General features: G+C 73.2%; 13 protein-coding genes and 2 pseudogenes. 4 read left to right on the top strand and 11 right to left on the bottom strand.

Features of this window, described 5'->3' with window-relative positions:
• Positions 1–3: 3 nt before the first annotated feature.
• From LV78_RS12365 to LV78_RS41995, 7 genes and pseudogenes are all read right to left on the bottom strand, one after another.
• The gene (locus LV78_RS12365; protein WP_253845219.1) at positions 4–732 is read right to left on the bottom strand and encodes a MerR family transcriptional regulator; all 729 of its coding nucleotides are present in this window, start codon (positions 730–732) and stop codon (positions 4–6) included.
• Positions 733–980: 248 nt separating this feature from the next.
• Positions 981–3908, bottom strand: a complete 2928-nt coding sequence (locus tag LV78_RS12360) for a DEAD/DEAH box helicase (protein WP_253845218.1) — start codon at positions 3906–3908, stop codon at positions 981–983.
• The gene (locus LV78_RS12355) at positions 3883–5250 is read right to left on the bottom strand and encodes an ATP-binding protein (protein ID WP_253845216.1); all 1368 of its coding nucleotides are present in this window, start codon (positions 5248–5250) and stop codon (positions 3883–3885) included. Before LV78_RS12355 ends, LV78_RS12360 begins: the two co-directional genes overlap by 26 nt.
• Positions 5247–7397, bottom strand: a complete 2151-nt coding sequence (locus LV78_RS12350) for a tellurite resistance TerB family protein (RefSeq protein WP_301306386.1) — start codon at positions 7395–7397, stop codon at positions 5247–5249. Before LV78_RS12350 ends, LV78_RS12355 begins: the two co-directional genes overlap by 4 nt.
• Before the next feature lie 592 nt (positions 7398–7989).
• Positions 7990–8766 (bottom strand): annotated as a pseudogene (locus LV78_RS12345) (SDR family NAD(P)-dependent oxidoreductase); the annotation flags it as partial.
• A gap of 14 nt (positions 8767–8780) precedes the next feature.
• Positions 8781–9047, bottom strand: a complete 267-nt coding sequence (locus tag LV78_RS12340; protein ID WP_253845210.1) for an NAD(P)H-binding protein — start codon at positions 9045–9047, stop codon at positions 8781–8783.
• Between the two features lie 103 nt (positions 9048–9150).
• Positions 9151–9378: pseudogene (locus LV78_RS41995) on the bottom strand (NAD(P)H-binding protein); the annotation flags it as partial.
• Positions 9379–10152: 774 nt separating this feature from the next.
• On the opposite strand from LV78_RS41995, the gene LV78_RS12335 reads away from it, so the two are divergent.
• The 3 genes from LV78_RS12335 to LV78_RS12325 all read left to right on the top strand — a co-directional run bounded on the left by LV78_RS12335 (position 10153) and on the right by LV78_RS12325 (position 14232).
• On the top strand, positions 10153–11883 hold the full coding sequence (locus LV78_RS12335) for a polyprenyl synthetase family protein (RefSeq protein ID WP_253845208.1): 1731 nt from the start codon (positions 10153–10155) through the stop codon (positions 11881–11883).
• Positions 11883–12866 (top strand): UbiA family prenyltransferase, encoded by a 984-nt coding sequence (locus LV78_RS12330; protein ID WP_253845206.1) that lies wholly within the window; start codon positions 11883–11885, stop codon positions 12864–12866. Before LV78_RS12335 ends, LV78_RS12330 begins: the two co-directional genes overlap by 1 nt.
• A 94-nt stretch (positions 12867–12960) precedes the next feature.
• The gene (locus LV78_RS12325) at positions 12961–14232 is read left to right on the top strand and encodes an FAD-dependent oxidoreductase (RefSeq protein WP_253845205.1); all 1272 of its coding nucleotides are present in this window, start codon (positions 12961–12963) and stop codon (positions 14230–14232) included.
• Between the two features lie 8 nt (positions 14233–14240).
• On the opposite strand, the gene LV78_RS12320 is transcribed toward LV78_RS12325, so the two are convergent.
• Positions 14241–15233 (bottom strand): methyltransferase, encoded by a 993-nt coding sequence (locus tag LV78_RS12320; RefSeq protein WP_253845203.1) that lies wholly within the window; start codon positions 15231–15233, stop codon positions 14241–14243.
• Between the two features lie 179 nt (positions 15234–15412).
• On the opposite strand from LV78_RS12320, the gene LV78_RS12315 reads away from it, so the two are divergent.
• Positions 15413–16246: a TauD/TfdA dioxygenase family protein gene (locus LV78_RS12315; protein WP_253845202.1), complete on the top strand. Its 834-nt coding sequence runs from the start codon at positions 15413–15415 to the stop codon at positions 16244–16246.
• A gap of 107 nt (positions 16247–16353) precedes the next feature.
• On the opposite strand, the gene LV78_RS12310 is transcribed toward LV78_RS12315, so the two are convergent.
• From LV78_RS12310 to LV78_RS12300, 3 genes are all read right to left on the bottom strand, one after another.
• Positions 16354–17556: a cytochrome P450 family protein gene (locus tag LV78_RS12310; protein ID WP_253845200.1), complete on the bottom strand. Its 1203-nt coding sequence runs from the start codon at positions 17554–17556 to the stop codon at positions 16354–16356.
• Positions 17557–17592: 36 nt separating this feature from the next.
• Positions 17593–19275, bottom strand: a complete 1683-nt coding sequence (locus tag LV78_RS12305; RefSeq protein ID WP_253845198.1) for a prenyltransferase/squalene oxidase repeat-containing protein — start codon at positions 19273–19275, stop codon at positions 17593–17595.
• 477 nt (positions 19276–19752) lie between these two features.
• Entirely contained in the window at positions 19753–20754 is a 1002-nt protein-coding gene (locus LV78_RS12300) for an aminotransferase class I/II-fold pyridoxal phosphate-dependent enzyme (RefSeq protein ID WP_253845197.1), read from the bottom strand.
• Positions 20755–21166: the final 412 nt, after the last annotated feature.

Below are 21166 nucleotides of genomic sequence, written 5' to 3'. Positions count from 1 at the left end.
CGCTCACCCCTCGGCGGCGTTGATCCGCTCGGCGCGGATGAGGACGTCGAGCTGGGCCGGGTTGTAGAGGTCGCGCAGCGCGGCGGCCACCGCGCTCCCGGCGAGCTCGCGGGCGTCCGGGCGGCTGTCGCGCAGCTCGGTCACACCGGGGTGGTTCTCCTTGATGCGCTTGAGCTGCCGGGCGAGCAGGACGGCGACGCGCGCGCGGGTCGCCTCGTCCGCGTCCTCGGGCAGCTCGTCGAACCCGGTGGCGTCGGGTTCGCCGTAGTACTCCTCCAGCACCTTCCGGTAGCGCCCGATGGCCTCCGGGCTGAGCAACCGCCCCATGACGACGGCGAACGAGCGCTCGGCCTCGCCGTACTTCTCCAGCGCGACGGCGGGCGCCAGGTCCGGGTGCAGGTCGACGGGCGCGGACTCGGCCAGGATGACGGCCAGCTCCTCGCGGACGCCCTGCAGCCGGTCGATGGTGGCGGCCAGCTCGGCGTCCAGGTCGCGCAGGGCCTGCGCGGGGTGCTCGCCGCCGTCGCCCATCGAGGCGATCCGGTCGAGCGAGAACCCCAGCTCCGCCAACCGCTTGATCCGCAACAACCGGGTGAGGTGGGCGACCCCGTACTGCTTGTACCCGTTGACCCGCCGCTCGGGCTCGGGCAGCAGGCCGATCTCGTGGTAGTGCCGCACGGTCCGCAGGCTGGTGCCCGCCAACTCGGCGAGCTGCCGGGTGCTCCAGGCCACGAGAACCCCCTTTCCGCGTGCGCTCCGGGGCGCGGTGCGACCAGTAGAGACCATGCCGGTGGGTCACGGTCAAGATTGCCGGCACTCACCTGATCGTGCGAACTGGTTGGTTTTGTTCTGCACTGAAGTGATCGGAGGTGTGGTGACTATTCCGGAATGTTCACGCGTTGCGGTGAGCGGGGCGGTGCTCGCGCACACCACCTCCCTGGCAGCTCAGCGCGAAGCCGACGCCTCGGCCACCTCCCGGTTCACCCGGCCACGAGTTTCCGCACCTCCAGAGGCGCCGCGGCCAGGTAGTGGCGCAGCAGGGCCGTCGCGGCCCTGGCATCGGCCAGAGCCCGGTGGGTTGCGCCGTTCGCGCGCCCCTCGCCGACCCCGGCCAGGCAGTCCTGGAGCTTGCGCCGCCCCCTGCCCGCCACGTGGGCGTCCAACCGCATCGTGCACAGCGTGCCGCCCGACGGGTAGGGGTGCCCCGCCCGCTCGAACTCGGCTTTCAGGAAGCCCACGTCGAAGGAGGCGTTGTGCGCCACCAGAACGGCGCCCCGGAGGTGGTCGGCCAGGATCGGGGCCAGGTCCGCGAACGTGGGAGCGTCCGCCACCTCGCCGTCGGTGATGCCGTGCACCCCGGTCGCCGCGACACGCCGCTGCGGGTTGACTAGGGAGCTCCACTCCCCGAGCACGGTGCCGTCGGCAGCCACCCTGACCACCGCCACCTCGACGATCCGGTCACGGCCTCGTGCGGAGAAGCCCGTGGTCTCCAGGTCCACGACCGCGTAGGTCGCGGCGGGACCGGCCGAGGCGGACGTCCCGCCCTGCGACAGCGGCACGGGCAGCCCGGTTCCCCGTGGTGGCGCCGCAGCAGGAGCCAGACCGCTGATCGGGTCCTCCTCGCACTCCGGCAGTCGGTCGACCAGGTCCACGAGGGTCGCGCGAGCACCGTCCAGGTCGAGCAGCCCGGCCGCGTAGGCACGCGCGCGAAGTGGTTCACCGAGGTGGACGTCGTGCTTCTCCACGACGGTGTCGGGTTGCGCGGCGGCGATGTCCTCGGCGGTGGGCCCCTCCAGGAAGAGGAGTTCCTGGACGACCTCGCGCAGCCGTGCCGGGCTGTGGTCCGACACGGTGAAGGCGACACCGTCCTTGAGCACCCGCAGACCGGCTGTGGTCAACCAGGCCACGATGGTGCCGAGGACCCGGTCGCCGCGCCAGGGGAAGACCACCGTGTCGGCGCCGCTGGCGAGGGCCGGGGTGCCTGCTAGGTCGAACCGGCGGTAGGCGGCGCGCCCCTCGTCCAGCAGGCGTTGCGCGGTGGCGTCCAGGTAACCGGGGACCACGTCGGACTCGTACCAGACGCGCATCCGGCGCCGCACCTCGTCGTGGATCTCCGCGCCGACGCCGAGGAAGGTGGGCGGCCTGCCGCCCCTCGACGGCTCGACCTCGATCAGCTTGGCCCGGTCGTCCACCGAGACGATCTTCCAGCGCCTGCCCGCGAAGATGACCAGGGAACCGATCGGCGTCGGTGAGGTCAGCTGCATCAGGCCCAGCGGTCGCGCGCCGTGGACGACCCGGTAGTCCGAGCTGTCCGCGAACACCGCGTAGAACGAGAAGTGGTTGACGACGCGCTCCCCCACCGGTCCCAGCAGGAGCAGGCCATCGGGTTCCTGCTGGACGATCCCGGCCGCGCCGAGGTCGCGCAGGAGCACGACGAAGGTCCCCTTGTCGACGTGCGAGAAGGGGCCGGTCGCGCAGAGCGCGCCGAACAGGTCCACCGGGCTCACGCCCTGGTGCTGCGCGATCACCGACATGATCTGCTGGACGAGCGTGGACAGGTGCAGCGCGGACGTGTCCGGCGGCTCGTACCAGCGCTCGGCCAGCAGGTCCATCATCGCCACGGCCTGGAACAGCTCGACGCGCAACTCGTCCTGCGGGACGGGATTCTCGGTGATCTCCGGCGCGGTCACGTACAGGCGGAGCACCGCGGGCTCGCCGCGACGGCCCGCACGCCCGATGCGCTGGCGCAGTCCGGCCACGGACGGTGGCGCGCCGATCTGGGCGACCGACGCGATGGCGCCGATGTCGATGCCCATCTCCAGGGTGGAGGTGCAGAGCACGGTGACCGGGCGGTTGCTCTTGAGCAGGTCCTCGACGTGCTCGCGGACGTCCTTCGCGAGGTTGCCGTGGTGGGGGAAGAACTCGTTCGGCACAGCGAGCTGCTCACTGCGGCGGCGCAGGCGGTCGGCGTAGCTCTCGACCTCCCTGCGGCGGTCGAAGAACACCAGGTTGTTGCCGCCGCGCAGGGTCGTGAACAAGTGCTCGCCGATGAGCGCGCTACCGGTTTCCCCGTTCTCGTCACCGTTCTCGTCGGCGTCCTCCTCGGCCCGCGCGTCCGCCGGGTGCTCGGACGGTGCGCGCTCCTCGCCGAGGGCGGGCGCCGCGTCGACGTACCCCCGCAACTGGACCTTGATCTCCGCGCCCTGCGCCCGTGAGGTCAGCACGTGGACGTCGTCGCCCCCACCCGGTCGCAGGTAGTCCCGCGCCGAGGCCATCCCCTCGCCGGAGGCGGGCAGCGTGGCGGACAGCCCGATGCGCGGGACCCGCCTCCGCGCGGCCAGCTCCACCCGGTGCAGCAGGGACTGGAGCTGGGCCCCGCGCTCGGTGCCGACGAACGAGTGCATCTCGTCGACGACCACCCACCGCAGTCCGCGCAGGAATCGGCCGATCTCCGGCCCTCTCAGCACGAACATGGCCTCCAGGGACTCCGGCGTGATCAGGAGCGTGCCGTCGGGTTCCTTGAGGACCTTGGACTTCGCCGATCCCGGCACGTCACCGTGCCAGCGGTGCACAGGCAGTCCGAGGTCCTCGCACAGCTCGTCCAGCCTCCGGAACTGGTCGTTGATCAGGGCCTTGAGCGGGGAGACGTAGAGCGCGCGGATGCCACCACCAGCGGGTTCGTCGAGCATGGCGGAGCAGATCGGCAGGAACGCGGCTTCCGTCTTGCCCGACGCGGTGGCAGCCGAGACGATCAGGTCGTCGGTCCCGCCCAGCACCAGGGGGATCGCTTGTTCCTGCACGTCGTTGAGCGCCGTCCAGCCCTTGCGGTAGACCCAGCGCTGGACCTTCTCGTGCAGGCGGAGGAACTGCGCGGAGTCCCGGTCAGAGCCGGAAGGTCGCGAGTTCATCGTCGGCTCCCGCCTCCCCCGCCCGCGTCGGAGCCGGGTCCGGCACGACGGCGGAGGCCGCGTCGGGAACCGCTTCCCCGACCGGCGCCAGATCGGGGTTGGTCTCGGCCTCCAACCGGACACCGCCGACCAGCTCCTCCCAGCGCTGCCCCGGATTGTGCTCCAGCACCGACAGCAGGTTGAGGAACTCGCGGATCGTGGTGCGCGGTGTGCGGAAGTAGGCGTCGCCGACGCGTTGCGCGCAGTGGTCCATGAAGGCGTGCAGCGCCTCGTCCGGAACCAGGTGCTTCTCCGGGTCCCCGGCCGCGTGGACGTGGCGGAGCTTGGTGAGCAGGACGTAGAAGTCCTCCTGGGTGAGGCTGGTCAGCCGCAGCACCGGTCCCGAGTGGTCGACCAGGCCGCCGGTGGCGAAGGCGTTCTCGACCAGCCGGGACTGCAGCGCCTCGTACGAGTACAGGCCGCGCCTGGTGTCCATGAGGAACTCGGGCGTGCCTCCGAACAGGAACCCGATGTGGCCGCTGATGCCCTGGAGGCTGTCGTTGACGATGCGCAGGATCTGCTCGTAGTTGGCGGAGCGGGCCTGGGCCGAGGTCAGCTTGTACAGGTTGACCATCTCGTCCAGGCACACCAGCAGACCGCTGTACCCGGCCATGCGCACGAAGCGGGACAGCAGCTTCAGCTGGTCGTAGAAGTTCGCGTCGTCGACGATCGTGCGCACGCCCAGGGCCGCACGCGCTTCGGTCTTCGTGGCGAACTCGCCGCGCAGCCAGCGCACCGCGTCGATCTTGAGCTGCTCGTTGTCGGTGTCGTGCCCCCGCCAGTACGCCTCGACGACGGCGGCGAAGTCGTAACCGCCGACGAGTTCCGACAGCTCGGCCATGCGCTTGCGGATGACGTCCTCCGGCGAGGCGCCCTGCTCGCGGGCGGTGGCCAGCGCCTGGGACACGAACCGCTCGACGATGCCCGCGAGCGCGCCGCCGTCCGGCTTGGCCGCGGTGGAGGTGTTGCGGGCCAGTTCGGTGTACAGGCTCCTGGCCTGGCCACCGGTGGCGTGCAGCCTGCGGTCGGGGGCGAGGTCGGCGTGCACGGTCACCAGGCGCTTCTTGAGGGCGGCCGACCTGATGAGGTTCAGGAAGAACGTCTTGCCCGAGCCGTACTCGCCGATGACGAACCTGGCCGTCGAGCCCCCGTCGGCGACGCTGTCGAGGTCGCGCAGGAGCGAGTCGACCTCGCGCATCCGCCCGACCTGCACGTGCTGCTGCCCGGAGCGGGGCACGACGCCTGCCCGCAGCGACTGGACGATCGCGTCGCGCTCACGGGGCCTGATGCGGGTGTCGTTCATGCGAGCAGTTCTCCCAATGCGTAGTCGTTGATCGTCAGGCGGTCGCCGTCGTCCTCGACGACCGGTTCGTCGGAGGCCTCGCAGGCGGCTTCGTTCAGCACGTCCAGCACGCCCTCCGGGAGGAGGCCGAACCCCGCGCACAGGGACTCGTAGTCCGCTCGGCTCCACTCCGGTGCGGTGGCCAGTCGACGCAGCACAGCGGAGTGGGCGTTGTCGAGGGAACCCACCGGTTCCACCTGGACCACCGGGGCAGGTGGTGCGGCGGGCGCCGGCCGGGGTTCCCCGGGTTCGTCGTCGAAGACGTCCGCGAGCAGCGCGGCGACTGCGGCGCTCTCCCGCATCTTGGCCGCGATGAGTTCCGGGTCCAGGCGCAGGCTCCCCGTCCGCCCCGGCTGCGCGAGACGCTCGGGCTCCGGCCGGGGTGGGATGAGGTAGCCGCTCGGAACGCCGTCGGAGGGGACCACGGTGACGGGTTCGGTGGCGGGTGCGGGCCGGGACGGGGTCCCCTTCGCCGACTGCGGGGCCTCGGCGCTGAGGGCGTGCAGTTCGGCGTAGACCGAGTCGGGGTCCTGGCCGAGCAGCTTGTAGATCTTGCGCAGCGTGTCGACCTCCCCCGGCGAGACCACCCCGTCCACGGCGGCGACGACGGTGGCGAACCGGGCGACGTGGGCGCGCTGCGCGTCGCCGAGCGCGGCGAGCCGCTTGGTCAACCCGGTCAGCTTGGGCGCGGACACCAGCAGCCGGTCCAGGTGCGCGGCCAACCTGATCCGCTCGCCCTCGGTGAGGTCCAGGCTGGATTCGAGGTGCGCCACCAGGTGGTCGCGCTCGTCGTCGGACACGTCGTCGTCGGCGGCGGAGACCACGGCGGCGAGGTGGAGCAGCGTGGTGGCGGCGGTGTACTCGGGGCTCGCGGAGGTGGGCTGCGCGGCGGTCACGCGGAACAGCACGGCGGGACCGGAGGCCAGCACCGGGCCTCCCAGGCGGACGTCCGGCTCGATGCCGACGCCGAGCTTGTCCAGCAGCTGGGCGATCCCGACCGCGTCGGCCTTGAGGAACTTGCCGGGGGTGCGGGCGGGCCACAGGCCGGTCAGCTCGGACAGCTCGAACCGGGCCTGCGACAGGTCGGCGGGCAGCAGGCGGTCGACGAGCTCGCGCACGGGGCGCAGGCCCTCCCCCGCCGCCAGCTCAGCCGGGAGCAGCGCGAGCGCGGGCAGGGTGCCCGAGGCCTCGGGTTGCCTGCCGAGCAGGCGGCTGTACGCGTCCAGGTCGTCGGCGCAGGAATCGACGAGCGCCGCGAGCTTCCTGGTCGGGATCGTCGCGGTGAGCACGTCGGGCACACCGGTCGTGACGACCACCTCGCCGATCCCGCCGCTGGCCGGGTGGTAGCGGAGCTCGACGCGCTTCTTGAGCGGGCGGACCACGATGCCGTCACCGTGGTCCGCCCGGTAGCGGGCGGTGAACAAGGCACGGAACTCGTCAGGACAGCGGGACGCGGGGGTTCTCGGGTGGATCTCGGGGTGGGTCATCGCCCAGGCCCAGGCCCAGTCGGCGGGGACAGGACTGCCCGCCTCCGCGAAGCGGCCGACGCCCAGGCGCAGCCGGAGCGGCGGGTCCCACCTGTTGTGCTCGTCCGGGTCCGGCGGGGTGTCTCCGCCCTGGTCGAGGAGCGTGTGCAGGAGGTCGCGGAAAGCCGTCGCGTAGCCGTGGAACGAGCGGTTGTCGCCGTAGACGACGAGCAGGCGGGTGACCTCGGCGAAGATGCGCGGCAGGTCGGCCTCGGCGGTCGGGTCGCGCCTGGGGTCCACCAGGACGCGGCGCTCCAGGCCGTAGAAGTAGAGGAAGACGTACCCGATGTACGCGTCCGGCGCCTTGCGCCCGCTGTCGAGCCACATCAGGTAGGCGGCGCGGTTGCGCGGGTCGATGGAGTGGTAGGCGGGCCAGTAGCCCATGCTCCGGCCGTTGAAGTCCGGGTGAGCCCAGTCCACCGGGAGAGTCGGGTCGACCACCTCGACGTCGCGGTCGTGGGAGTGCGTCCCGCCGGGGAGCTTGCCGACGTAGAGCATGGAGGCCGAGACCATCCGACCCGCCACCTGAGCCGTCGCCCCGAAGGGCGACCAGGTCGGCGGTTGTGGAGGCGCTTTCCGCATCGGCGCAGGCGGAGCGGGCGGGGGCGTGTGAGCGCGCGTTCGCGGCGGCGGGGCCTGCTGGACCTGCGGCGCCTGCACCGGGGCGGGAGGCATCGGCGGTGGCGGCGTGCGCAGCGGCTGGGACGGCGCGGTCCGGTCTCCGAACACCCGTCGCAGCCGGTCGATCAGCTTCACCAGGCCCCCTCAAGGCAAGGCCCGCTCACGCGGTTGGCCTACGAACAGTGACAGCGACTACGTCGCGTCGGCCTCGCCTTCCGTTAACGTCCGAACGGGTGAACCATATTCAGTTCCTCATTCGCCTTACCGCAGCAACGGCGCACACCAAAAGTTAGCCATCTTTCACCCGAACAGACGTTGCCGGGTGGACGCGAATAACATATAGCGCGCTCAACTGCGAAAACGGGCGGACCGCGTCGCGGGTGGAAACACCCCAGGTGCGGCAACGGGCCGCAGGCCAGACCCCCTAAATCAGTTACACCGAATAGCGCACAAGGCCTAGGCGCGTCGGGCCAGGTGACGTAGCACCCGATCTACTCTGCCGGTGGCGAGCACAGCGGTGCGGACAACTCCCGACGACCAAGCCCACCGGCAACTACCCGCCGGTCAGGCGGGTGGCCAGGTCCCACAGGGCGGTGGCCGCCGCCCGGTCGTCGAGCAGGGGTGAGCCCTGCGCCCTGCGGTTGTCGACGTGGTAGTGGCCGTTCACGTCCTCGGTGGTGGTGGCCAGGTCGATCAGGCGGGTGGCCGCGGTGGTCGGGGAGTCCAGGAACGGGGTCGCGAGCAGTTTCAGGAGGGCGCCCGCGCCTCCCAGGTAGCGGCCGAAGTCCGAGGCGACCAGGCCGGGGTGGAAGTCGGTCACGGTGATGTCCGGCTCTCGCCTGCCGAACTCGCGGAGGAGGAGGGCGCCCGCCAGCTTCGCCCACGCGTAGACGGCGTGCGGGCTTAGGCCGGTCGTGTCCTCGGCGATCTTGGCCAGCGGGGTGGGCAGGGTGGCCGCGGTGTGCGAGCGGGAGGAGGTCGAGACCACTCTGCCGCCGCGCAGGGACGGGGTCAGCAAGGTGGTCAGGAGCCAGGGGGACAGGGCGTTCGCCTGGAAGATCGGGGCCAGGCCGTCCCCGGTCCTGGTGGCGCCGCGTGGGATTCCGCCCGCGTTGGCGGCCAGGACGTCGATGCGCGGGTGCGCCTCCAGGAGGGTGGCGGCCAGCGCGCGGACGCTTGCCAGGTCGGTGAAGTCCGCCGTGTGGCAGGGGATTCCCAGTTCTGCGGACAGGGCTGCCGCGCGTTCCGGCGAGCGGCCTACGGGGACCAGGTCCACGCCTCGGGCGTGCAGGCCCCTGGCCGCCGCCGCGCCGATGCCGGAGGTCGCGCCGGTGAGGACGATCTTCATCGGACCGCTCCGCTCAGGACCAGCCTGGCGCGGGCGTGCTCGTCGGTCTCCGCCGCCCGCACCAGGAAACCGGCCAGCGTCGACCTGGGGATCGCCAGCGGGGACGGGGTTACGATCCGGCGGGTGGGGGTGAAGTCCACTGTGGACTCGCCATCGGTCAGGGCGCCGAAGTACACGATCGTCCAGGCCAGGTCGGACTCGGCCAGGACGCGTTCGGCGGCGTCGAAGTCGCGGTAGTCGCGGCGGATCAGGGTCGTGGTCACCAGGCGGACCACCCTGGAGGACGCCGGACGGCTGCGGCCCGTCCCCCAGGCCAGGGGGGACCACGATGCGCGGCACGGCGGTGGCGCGCATGGCCGCGGTCAGGTTGCGCACGGCGGTCTCCACGATGGCCGGTCCGCGCTTCCCCTTGAGCCACAGCGGGTTCCCCAGGGCGGACAGGACGGCGTCGTGGCCGTGCACGGCCTCGGTCAGGCGGGTGGGGTCGTCGACCACCGAGCCGGTGACCACGGTCAGCGCGGGGTGGTCGGGGAGCGCTCCCCTGGTGCGGACGAAGGCGGTGACCGCGTGGCCACCGGCGAGGGCGTGCGCCACGGCCCGGCCGCCCAGGCGGCCGTTCGCGCCCGCGATCAGCAGGCGCACGGTCGGCTCCGCCGCTCGGCGTTCGGAATGCGGACGGGTTCGCGCCGGAAAGCCCGGTTCGGGCAGGAAAACCACAGCGGAACGCGTGGGACGAGTGTGAACTCGGTCGACAATCCAGATCAGTCCTTTCCCGGTCGACGGGGACGGTAGGCGGCCCGGCCGGTCGCGGGAATGGCCCGAATTGCCACTTTCCGACGGCTTCCCGCCATCCGAGGCAACGCCGGTGGCGGTGTCCGCCTGGTGGACGGGTGGGCCGAACGGGGCACCCGGTGGGACGGCGGACCGCAGTGGAGCACTTCGGGGTCCGAACCGTCGTGAACCTCAGGGCGGTGGACGCGGGAGCCGGTCGGCGCTGCACTGTTCAGGCTAAGAATTGCTCAGGTAAGGCCGAGTACCGCAACTGCACCCGCGCCCACCAGGTGAAATGACGGCAGCGCACCGTTAGGGAGGTCAACGAGGGTGTGCAGCGCCATCCTGCGAATGGACGCAGCCGAACGGCCGGGAATACCCCGAAAGTCCCACGCGCACCCCCCGGCATAGCACGCGGATGATTACACGTCCACGCCCCGGAGTTTCCGGGCGGTGAACCCGCACGTCGTCCTTTGCACTGCTCAGCACATCCGGTGAAGGGCATCGCGGAAAACCGGACAGCCCTCTTCCGCACCAGTCCCCAATTGGGTAGAGGTGTTCGGGAACAGCTTTGCGATTCCCGACAGGACTCAACCGGTGAACGGGGACCTCAGCGTGCCGAACATCGTCCACCAGCTTTCCCGCGACGGGCGCCCAGCGCCGTCGCCGTCCGGAATCCGGGAGGGTTCCGAGCAGCCCCCACCGCTCGACCGGGCGATAGCCGACCGGTTCGGGGTGCCCGAGGCCGAGGTCGTGGTCGGGCCGGGAACGGGCGTGCTGCTGCGGCGGTTGCTCGACGGGCTCCTCGGCGGCGGGGGCGCGGTCGTGGTCGTGGACGGCCGGGACGGGAGCGACCCGACGTCGGGCGGGGTCGCGCGGGCGCTGGCGGCGCTGGCGCCGGACGGGCTGCTCGTGGTGGACGGGGCGGGCGGGCGCGTATCCGGCGACCGCGTGCTGGAGCTGCGGCGGTTGGACCCGCGCGTGGTCGTGGTCGGTTCGCTCACGCCCCGCGTCGAGTACCTGGTGGGCGGCGCGGACGTGGCCGCCCGGCTGCGCGCCGAGGTGCCCGCCGGGCGGATCGGGCCCGACGAGCGGGACGGCGCGCTGGCCGCGTTGAGCGGCGGCGGCAGTGCCAGCGGCGACAGCGGCGACAGCACGAGCACCGGCGGGGAAGCGGGAACGAGCGTGTCGGCGGCGGCGAAGGAGAGCAACGACGTGGTGATCGCGCTCGTCTCGGAGCACTCCGAGGACGACCACGGCCCAGCCGGGACCACCCTCGCCGAGCCGGGCACACCCCCGCCCGCCACGACCGCCCCGAGGAGCGGCGGCCCCGACCGGGACGCCCTCTCCCCCGCCGCCGTCGCGGTCGTGGCGCGGCTGCGCGAGGCGCTGCGCGCCGAGTGGCCCGAGAGCGACGACCCGGTGCTCGACATCTCCCGGTACGCCCTGCTCACCCCCGGCAAGATGCTGCGCCCCCTGCTGCTCGCGTCGGCGGCGGGCGCGGTCGGCGGGGACGTGGAGCGGGTCGTGCCCGCCGCGCTCGCCGTCGAGTACCTGCACGTGGGCTCGCTCGTGCACGACGACGTGATCGACGACGACGAGGTGCGGCGCGGCCAGCCGTCGGTGCAGCACCGGTTCGGCGTGCCGGAGGCCATCGTGGTCGGCGACGCGCTGATCTTCAAGACGTTCAGCGCGGTCGCGGCCTGCACCGAGCTGGGCGTCCCGGCCGAGGCGGCGCTGGGCGCGGCGCGGGCGATCGCCGACGCGGGCGTGGACGTGTGCCGGGGCCAGGCCCTGGAGGGCGCGCTCGCCGCGGACCCCACGCACCCGCTGGGCGACTACGTCACCGTGATGGCGCTCAAGACCGGCGCGCTGTTCCGGGGCGCCTGCCGGGCGGGCGCGCTGCTGGGCGGCGCGGGGCCGGACGCGGTGGAGGCGGTCACCTCCTACGCCGAGCACCTCGGGCTGGCGTTCCAGGTGCACGACGACCTGCTGCCGTACCTGTCCGACTCGGCCGTCACCGGCAAGTCCGAGCTGAGCGACCTGCGGAACCTGCGCCCCACCTACCCGGTGCTGCTGGCGCACGAGCGGGGCACCACCGGGCAGCGCGCCCGGATCGCCCGCGTGCTCAGCGGCGAGCTGCCCGCCGAGGAGGCCTACCCGGCGCTGCGCGAGCTGCTGGTGGACACCGGCGCGCTGGCGGTGGCCACCGAGCACGCCGAGGCCGAGGTGGCGCTGGCCAAGTCCTGCCTGGCCGGGCTTCCGGGCAACGAGCACACCGCGACGCTGGCCGGGGTCGCGGACAAGTCCGTGGCGCGGAGGCGGTAGTGGCGAACGGGTTGGGCGCGGCCTGGGCGCACGTCCAGACCTGGCGCCCCTACACGCTGCCCTACCCCGGCGTGGTCGGCCTGGCCGGGCTGTCGGTCGCGGGCGGGGACCCCGGACCGTGGCACGTGCTGGCGGCGGTGGTCGTGCCGGTGCTGGTGTGGCTGGGCGGGCACTACCTCGGGGACTGGTTCGACCGGGAGCTGGACGCGATCGACAAGCCGCAGCGGCCGATCCCGTCCGGGCGGCTGGGCGCGCGGGCGGCGCTGGTGTCGGCGGCGGTGTGCGAGCTGGGCGCGGCCGGGCTGGCGCTGTCGGTGGGCTGGCGGGTGCTGGCGCTGCTGGTGCTCGGGGTCGTCGGGATCGCCGCGTACAGCCGGGTGTGCAAGGGGCGCGGGCTGTCCGGGAACCTGGTGCGCGGGGCGCTGACCTCGCTCGCGGTGCTGGCGGGCGCGGCGTGCGCGCCGGGTGGGAACGTGTGGGCCGCGGTGCCGTTCGCGGTGCTGTTCCTGCTGCACGACGCGTCCTCGAACCTGGTCGGCGCGGTGCGGGACGTGGCGGGGGACGCGGCGGGCGGGTACCGGTCGGTGCCGGTGCTGCGCGGGGTCGCGTACAGCGCGCGGCTCGCGGCCGGGCTGTACGCGGGGGCTTGCGCGATCGCGTTCGCCGCGCTGCTGGAGCCGCTGCCCGACCGGGCCGCGTACCTGGCGCTGCTGGTGGTGGCGCTCGCGGTCGGCGCGTGGGTGTTCGGCGGGCTCCTGGCGCAGGGCGGCGGGATCACCCGCGAGTCGGCGCTGCGGGCGCACGCGCTGCTGGTGGGCGAGCGGCTGGTGCTGGCCTGCGCGGTGGTCGCGGCCGGGACCGGGGTGACGGTGGCGGCGGCGGTGCTGGTCCCGGTGCTGCTGTTCAGCCTGCTGACCCAGAACGCGATGCGGGTGCGGCACGAGATCCCGCCCGCCGGGCTGCGGAACGCGACCGCCTCGTGAGCGCGATCGCCCGCGGGGCAACGGGGACCGGCGTCGACCGGTCCCCTCGGAACCGGGCGCGTCGGCGCGTCCGCGACGTGGAGCGGAGTGGCGCGTGAGCACGGGCACGGACGTGGACGTGGTGGTCGTCGGGGCCGGGGTGGCCGGGCTCGCGGCGGCGCACGCGTTGGGGCGGGGCGGGTTTCGGGTGCTCGTGCTGGACAAGCAGCGCGAGGTCCGGCCCATCGCCAAGGGCGAGCTGCTGCAACCCGGCGCGATCACCGTCCTGCAGGGCTGGGGCGTGGTCGACGGCCTGCTCGCGGACGGGGCGCTGCGGGTGCCCGCGCTCGTCGCGCGGGACCACGAGGGCGAAGCGCTGCTGACCATGGACTACCGCACGCTGCTGGACGCGGAGCGGCCGTGGCTGCTGGTGCACGACTACCACGTGATCCTGGGCGCGCTGGCCCGCGACCTGCCCGCGAGCGTGGAGGTGCGGCGGGGCGCGGTCGTGCGGGAGCTGCTGCGGGACGGCGATGGCAGGGCGCGCGGGGTGCGGTTGGACGGCGGTGACGTCACGGCCGCGCTCGTCGTGGCGGCGGACGGGTTGTCCTCGCGGCTGCGCAAGGACGCGGGGATCGAGCTGGCGCGCGCCGAGTACCCGCACAAGCTGGCCGCGTTCGACCTGGCGGACCAGCCGGTGGGCGAGGACGTGTCCACCTACGCCACCCCGCGCGGGCTGGCCATGAGCTACTCCCTGCCGGGCGACCGGGCCCGGTTGTACGTGCAGGTCTCGGCGGACGAGCTGCGCGGCGTCGACCGGGAGAAGGCGCAGGACTGGGTGGACGGGTTCGTCCGGCAGGTGCCCGCGTTCGCCGGGAAGCGCGCCGACGTGCTGCGGGCGTGGAACGGCAAGCAGGTGCTGCCGGTGGGGCGCTCGCTCACGGAGTCGTTGTCCGGCAAGGGGATCGTGCTGCTCGGGGAGAGCGCGCACGCGGTGCACCCGGCGGCCGGGCAGGGCATGAACAGCTCCATCGTCAACGCGGCCAGGCTCGCCGACCGGGTCGCCGCGCTGGAGGGCGACCTGGCGCCCGCCAGGCTCGACCCGGTGCTCGCGGCGTGGAGCGACGAGCGCAGGCGCGCGCTGCTGCACGTGGCCACGACCAGCCACAGCGCCACCCGGATGATCACCGACCTGTCGCCGGTCGGCCGGGCGCTCGGACGTCGGGCGCTGCGCAAGACCGGCGGCAACCGGAGGCTGACCTACACGATCATGCACAACATGTCCGGGCTCGGGCAGCACGCGCTGCGCCCGCTGGACCGGCTGCACCAGCTCGGCGTGCTGCCCGACCCGAGGGGCGGGCAGCTGCCGGGCTGGGCGCGCCGGTGACGCGCTCGCTAGCGGCGGCACTCCACCACGAGCAGGCCGCCGTCCCAGCGGCGCGGCGTGGCGGAGGCGAACCCGGCGCGCCGGGCGAGGACCTCGAAGTCCGGGGCCGAGCGCTCCCGGCCGCCGAGCAGCGCCAGGGACTGGAGGTCGAACGAGGAGTTGTTCTTGGCGTGCTCCGCGCCCGCCAGCACCTCCACCACCAGCACGCGGCCGTCGCCGACCACCTCGGCGGCGCGGGCGAGGATGCGCTGGGCGTCCTCGTCCGGCCAGTCGGTGAGCACGCGGGAGATGACGTAGGTGTCGTACCCGGCGGGCAGCGGGTCGAAGAAGCTGCCGGGCACGAACGCGGCCCGGTCGGCCAGCCCCGCCGCGCGCAGCGCCTCCACGGCCTCGGGCTCGACGGCGGGCAGGTCCAGCACCGCGCCGGTCAGGTGCGGGTTGCCGCGCAGCACGTCGCCGAGCAGCGCGCCGATGCCGCCGCCCACGTCGAGCACGCGGGCGTCGGCGGACCAGTCCACGTCGGCGGCCAGCACCGGGCCGGTCTGCCAGGCGTGCACGGCCATCACCTGGCCGAAGAACACCCGCAGCGCCTCGTCGGCGCTGTAGTCCTCCCAGAAGGGCACGCCGTGCACGGTGGCGTAGGCGGAGCGGCCGGTGCGCACCGAGTGCGCCATGCCCGCGTAGGCCAGGTCCATCTTCGCGCCGGGGCCCTCGATGTCCAGCCAGGCGCGGGCGGCGGCGTGGTCGTCGCGCAGCAGGACGCGGGAGACGTCGGTGAGCGCGTAGCGACCGGGCTCCGGCTCGGCGAGGAAGCCGATGGAGGTCAGGTGCGCCAGCAGCCTGCGCAGCGCGTCGGGGTCGGCCCCGGCGGCGGTGGCCAGGTCGGGCAGCGCGGTGGCGCCCTTGTCGACCAGCTCGGGCAGGCGCAGGGTCACCGCCGCGCGCACCGCGAACGGCGTCGCGAGGTCGATCATCCTGGCCAGCTCGTCCTGTGCGGTCATCCCGGCTTGGTCCTCTCGTCGATCCCGGAAAGTCGGGAGGAAATGCGGACCACTCGATCCTGACAGCGACCGGAGAACAAGGTCAAGAGCGTTGTCCGATTGTTCGGAGAATTGCCCGCGAGCGCGGTAGTCAGGTATTCGCGCGAGGTTTTCCACAATTCACGAGAATGAGGAGCGGCATGACTTTCCAGGTTCGCCCGGTGTCCGGCTCGATCGGCGCGGAGGTGTACGGCGTCGACCTGAACACCGTCGACGACGAGCAGTTCAAGGAGATCCACGACCTGCTGGTCCGCCACCTGGTGCTGTTCTTCCCGGAGGCGGGCGGCCTGACGCCGGAGGCGCACCAGGCGTTCGGCGCGCGGTTCGGGGAATTGGAGGTGCACCCGTTCCTGCCGAAGCTGGAGGGGCACGAGCACATCGTGGTGCTCGATTCCGATAAGGGCGCGAAGGCGGACGTGTGGCACACCGACGTGTCCTACGTGAAGCACCCGCCGATCACGTCGGTCCTGCAGATCACGCTCACCCCCGAGGCGGGCGGGGACACGATGTGGAGCAACCAGTACCTGGCGTACGAGGCGCTGTCCGAGCCGATGCGGGAGCTGCTGGAGGGCACGACCGCCTCGCACGTGTTCGCGCACCCGCAGGGCACGTTCCGCAGCGAGGTCGAGCACCCGGTGGTGCGGGTGCACCCGGTGACCGGGCGCAAGAGCCTGTACGTGAACCGGATGTTCACCAAGCGCGTCCTGCAGCTGAGCCGGGGCGAGAGCGCGGCGCTGCTGGAGCACCTGTTCGAGGTGTCGGAGAGCCCACAGCGCACCTGCCGCTACCGGTGGGTGCCGGGCGCGGTGGCGATGTGGGACAACCGGGCCACCCAGCACTACGCGGTCAACGACTACACCGGCAGGCGGGTCGGGCAGCGGGTGACGGTCATGGGCGACGACCCGCGCGGGGCCGAGCCGCGCTGGCCGCACTTCCAGGAGGGCGCGATGGCGGCGACGGTCGTGAAGGACTAGCACCGCCTGGCACCGTCCGGTAGCGCGGACGAGCCGAACGGGCCGGGGGATCACGTCCCCCGGCCCGTTCGGCGTTCGTCGGCTTCTCGGGCAGGCCCGCGCGGCGGTCAGTCCGCGCGCGGGCCCAGCAGCACCGGGAACACCCTCGGGCTGTGCACGTGCACGCTGCGCCGGAACGTCAGCGTCGCCGGGTCGGCGGTGGCGCGCAGCTGCGGGAACCGGCGGAACAGCGCGGCCAGCCCCACCTCGGCCTCCAGCCGCACCAGCGCCGCGCCCAGGCAGCGGTGGATGCCGTGCCCGAACGCCACGTGCTTGGAGGTGTTGCGGTCCGGGTCGAACACGTCCGCGTCTGGGAACGCGCGCGGGTCGCGGTCGGCGGCGGCCGTGGACAGCATCACCGACTCGCCGCGCGCGATCGGCACTCCCCCGATCTCCATGTCCTCGGTGGCGAAGCGCAGCGAGGCGTTCATGGCGGGCGAGAGCCAGCGCAGCAGCTCCTCCACCATGGCGGGCGCGGCCTTCGGGTCGGTCAGCCGGTGCACGTGCGTGGGGTCGTCGAGCATCGCGCGCACGCTGTTGGTCAGGAACACCGCGGTGGTCTCGTGCCCGGCCATGAGCAGCAGCATGGCCATCGCGGTGATCTCCAGGTCGGTCAGCCGGTCGGCGTCGTCCGAGGCCGAGATCAGCGCCGACAGCAGGGCGTCGTCCGGGTCGGCGCGCTTGGCCGCGACCAGGCCCTCCAGGTAGGTGGCCATCTGCGCGGACGCCTCGGCCAGCTCCGGCTCGGGGCACTCGTCGATCAGCACCGTGGACAGCCTGGCGAACTCGTCGCGCTCCAGCTCCGGCACGCCCAGCAGCTCGCAGATCACGATCATCGGCAGGATGATCGCGTAGCGGCCGACCAGGTCGACCGGCTCGTCCTCGGGCAGCCCGTCCAGCAGCTCCTCGGCGAGCTGCTCGACCCTGGGGCGCAGCGCGGCGATCCGCCTGGCGGTGAACGCCTGGGTGACCAGGGCGCGCAGCCGGGTGTGCTCCGGCGGGTCGAGCGAGGTCAGCATGTGCGACATGGGCGCGGGCAGTCCGGGCGGGGCGTCGGCGCGCTCGGCCTCGGGCAGGGTGGAGCGCCAGTCCTTGGCCAGCCGCTCGTCCACCAGGCCTGCGCGCACGTCCGCGTAGCGGGTGACCAGCCAGGTGGGGCCGGACTCGAAGTGCGCGGTGCGCACGGGCTCGTTCTCCCGCGCCCGCGCGAGGGTGGCGTGCGGGTCGAGCCAGTAGTCGTCGGTGAACGAATCCTGCCGCGTGCTCGTCATCGGGTTCTCCTGGGACTGGTGCGGGAACGGCCGGGGTCAGGGCTTGGCGACCGCGTCCCGGTAGCGGCCCAGCGCGCGCAGCGCCATGCCCTGGGCGAACGCGGGGTTGGTGTAGCGGCTGACGTGCCGCACGTACTCGTGGACGATCTCCGACGGCCAGCCGCCGCCGTCCGCGCGGTGGGCGAGCAGCCAGTCGACGCCGGTGCGCAGGCCTGCCGCGTCCGCGCCTGCGGCGAGCAGCGCCGACACCGCCCAGCCGGTTTCCTCGACCGTGCCGGGCGCGCCCGCGCCGTCGCCCCAGGAGCCGTCGTCGAGCCTGGCGCGCTCCAGCCAGGCCACGGCCTTGCGTGCCACCGGGTCGTCGGTGCGGCCGACCCTGGTGAAGGTCTCCAGGACGGCGGCGGTGCCCATCGTGTGCTGGCGGTACCAGACCGACTCGAACGAGCCGTCCGGCAGCTGGGCCTCGCCCAACCAGGTCAGGGCGCGGCTCACCCTGGGGTCGGTGGCGGGCACGCCCGCGTCGAGCAGCGCGTCGACGGCCTGCACGGTGGTCATCGGGCACGGGCCGCTGTTGGCGACCTTGGTGTTCTTCACGCACAGGCCCCAGGAGCCTCGGGTGTCCTGCACGCGGGTGAGCCAGTCGACGCCGCGCTCGACCGCGCTCGCCTGCTCGTCGCCGGGGAGCCTGCACAGCACGGACAGGATCTCGCCGGTCTCCAGCGTGGACGGCCAGCCCTCCGTCCCGGCCCAGCCCCAGTAGCCGGGCGGGCAGCCGAACGCCAGGAACGGGCGGTGCTGCTGGAGGCGGGTGAACAGGTCCCTGGAGGCGACCAGGCGCGGGTCGTCGGCGTAGCCGACCTCGGTGAGGCCGCGCACCGCGTACATCGTCCAGGCGGCGTCGAGCGGGCCGGTCTGCCACCAGCCGTCGGGGTCCATGGTGCGGCGGAACCAGCCGACGGCGGCGGCGACCATGTCGGGCGCGAGGTCGGCTCGGGCCAGGCCGGTGCAGACCAGGCCGGTGACCCAGGCGTTCTCGCACCACGCGCCGGTGGAGCCCTCGTGCTCGTAGACCTGGCGGATGGCGGTGAGCGCGTTCGGCGTGCCCAGGCGGGCGAGCAGGCGCTGCAGGGGGTTGAGCGGCTTGTGCTTGGCCTGGGCGAGGCCGAGCGCGGAGGCCATCGGCACGCGCAGGTCGAACAGCCTGCGGTAGAGGCCGGGCAGCAGCGCCAGTTCGAGGGGGAAGCGGCGCATGTCCTCGGGGGCGAGCCAGCCGACGAAGCCGTAGTACTGGCGGCACCAGGAGACGACCTCCGGGTGCGGGATGGCCTCCAGGCCGCCGTGCTCGTCCATCCAGCGCTGCCCGGCCCCGACCTGGGCGGCGCTGCCGACCGGGTCGACCAGGTGCAGCACGGCGGAGGAGACGGCGGTGGGGCCCGCCTCGCTGGGCAGGCCGGGGACCATGGCCCAGCCGCCGTCCTCGTTCTGGGTGCGGCGCAACCAGCCCGCGCCCGCCTCGATCAGGTCGGCGCTGCCCTCGGGGTCGGCGTAGTGCAGCGCGGACAGGGCGCCGACGGTGCCGAGGGTGGAGGTGAGGTTGTCCTCGCTGTAGTCGAACACGCCGTCCGGGCGCTGGGCGCGGAACAGGGCCTCGGCGCCCTCGGTGATGGCGCGGTCTAGCACGTCCGTGAACGGGTCCGGGTCGGCGTGGACCGAGGTCATGCTGGCTCCTCTCGCCCGGCAGCGGGGCCGGAACTCGTGGGCGGTGGGCGCTTCGAGGTCGCGGGGCGAGGGGTGGAGCCCCCGGCGGGACGGGTAGGGCGGGGTGGGGCGGGCTCTGCCTGCCTGCGCTCTGCGGGGTGGCACTGGGCGGGGCGGGGCTGGGTGGGGTGGCGCTCGGTGGGGCGGGGCTGGGTGGGGCGGCGCTCGGTGGGGCGGCGCTGGGCGGGGTTGGTGCTCTGCGGGGTGACGTTCGACGGGGCGACGCTGGGCGGGGTGGCGCTGGACTAGTCGGCGCTCGGCCGGTCGACGCCGGGTGGGGCGGCGCTCGGCGGAGTGAGGTGCTGCGGAGTGGGGCGCTGCGGGTCCGGGTTCCGCGCGGTGGGACGCGACGGGACGCGGCGGGGTGCTGCGGGCAGGGGTCGGCGAGGCCGGTCCGCGCGGGTCAGCGCCGGTGGACCGACCTCGCCGCCCGGTCCGCTACCCGTTGGCGGTGAAGGACTTCGCCGCCGCCAGCACCGCGTCGTTGGCCTCGCGCAGCCCGGTGCTCACCCGCACGCCGCTGCCGCCCGCCAGCACCCGCACGGCGATCCCGTGCTCGGCCAGGTGGTCGCGGAAGGCCTCGTTGCGCTCGCCCAGCCGCACCCACACGAAGTTCCCGCCGCTGGGCGGCACGTCCAGGCCCAGCTCGACCAAGCCGTCGCGGACCCGGTCGCGCTCGACGGCCACGGCGGCGCAGTTGCGGCGCGCCTGGTCCTCGGCGTCGAGCGCGGCCAGCGCGGCGGCCTGGGCGACGGTGGGCACCCGGAAGAACAGGGTGGTCATCCGCAGCGGGGCGACGACCTTCTCGGCGCCCACCAGGTAGCCCACGCGCAGGCCGAGCAGGCCGTGCGCCTTGGAGAAGGTCCGCACGACCGCGACCCGGTCGTCGATCCGCGCGAGGTCGAGCGCGTCGGCGACCACGTCCGGGTCGGCGAACTCGCGGTAGGCCTCGTCCACCAGCAGCAGCACGTGCGGCGGCAGGGCGTCGAGCAGGCCGCGCAGCCGGGCGGCGTCGAGCACCTCGCCGGTGGGGTTGTTCGGGTTGCACAGCAGGACGACCTTGGTGTCGTCGGTGACGGCGGCGGCCACCGCGTCGAGGTCCATCCGGTCCTCGGGGCCGGGCACGGCGACGGCGGTGGCGTGCGAGTTGCCGATCAGCAGCGGGTACATCTCGAACGAGGGCCAGGTGTGCACGACCTCGGCGCCCGCGCCCGCGTGGGTCATCAGGAACTGCTGGAGCAGCGCCGCCGAGCCCACCCCGGCCACCACGCGCTCCGCCCCGACGTCCAGGTGCTCGGCGATCCGCGCCTCCAGGCCCGCCGACAGCGGGTCCAGGGTGAGGTTGACCCGGTCCACCAACCCGGCCACCGCCTCGGGCACCCCCGGCAGCGGCGGCGAGTGGTTCTCGTTCAGGGAGAGCTGATGGACGATCCGGGCCACGGGACCAGCCTTTCGCGGTGGCTGCGACGCATTCGATTTGATTGTCCGCCGAATAAATCCAGCAAAACGCTAACGATCAAGACCGGATGCCGTCAAGTCCCGTGTCCAGACAACCCGAACCGGGCAGCTTTTACCCGACGGCAACCTCCGGGAAATTAACTGCACCGCCTCTTACCCTAACGCGCGCACCCACCGCCCGGTCAACAGGTTCGGAATCCCGATGCCACGTCGGCCGGGCGGGCGACCACCGGGTTTTGCCTTGTGCCGCAACGCGGTTGCCCCGGCAGGCGGAAAGCGCGGCGGCCAGGCGGAGCAACCCCGAAAAGGCCCCGAAGTACCCCCGAACGGAGTCCGCGTCTCACTTGGCGGGGTTTTCCAGCCGGTTCTCCGCGCTTTTCACCTGGCAGCGGCC

Source organism: Actinosynnema pretiosum (assembly GCF_024171695.1).
GTDB lineage: Bacteria > Actinomycetota > Actinomycetes > Mycobacteriales > Pseudonocardiaceae > Actinosynnema > Actinosynnema pretiosum.
This window is presented reverse-complemented; position numbering and strand designations above follow the sequence as displayed.

What these genes read in the sequence shown, in the direction of transcription:
- LV78_RS12360 (WP_253845218.1), bottom strand. Translation starts at nt 3,908, where the DNA reads ATGAACTCGCGACCTTCCGGCTCTGACCGGGACTCCGCGCAGTTCCTC.
- LV78_RS12355 (WP_253845216.1), bottom strand. Translation starts at nt 5,250, where the DNA reads ATGAACGACACCCGCATCAGGCCCCGTGAGCGCGACGCGATCGTCCAG.
- LV78_RS12350 (WP_301306386.1), bottom strand. Translation starts at nt 7,397, where the DNA reads ATGCGGAAAGCGCCTCCACAACCGCCGACCTGGTCGCCCTTCGGGGCG.
- LV78_RS12320 (WP_253845203.1), bottom strand. Translation starts at nt 15,233, where the DNA reads ATGACCGCACAGGACGAGCTGGCCAGGATGATCGACCTCGCGACGCCG.
- LV78_RS12315 (WP_253845202.1), top strand. Translation starts at nt 15,413, where the DNA reads ATGACTTTCCAGGTTCGCCCGGTGTCCGGCTCGATCGGCGCGGAGGTG.
- LV78_RS12310 (WP_253845200.1), bottom strand. Translation starts at nt 17,556, where the DNA reads ATGACGAGCACGCGGCAGGATTCGTTCACCGACGACTACTGGCTCGAC.
- LV78_RS12305 (WP_253845198.1), bottom strand. Translation starts at nt 19,275, where the DNA reads ATGACCTCGGTCCACGCCGACCCGGACCCGTTCACGGACGTGCTAGAC.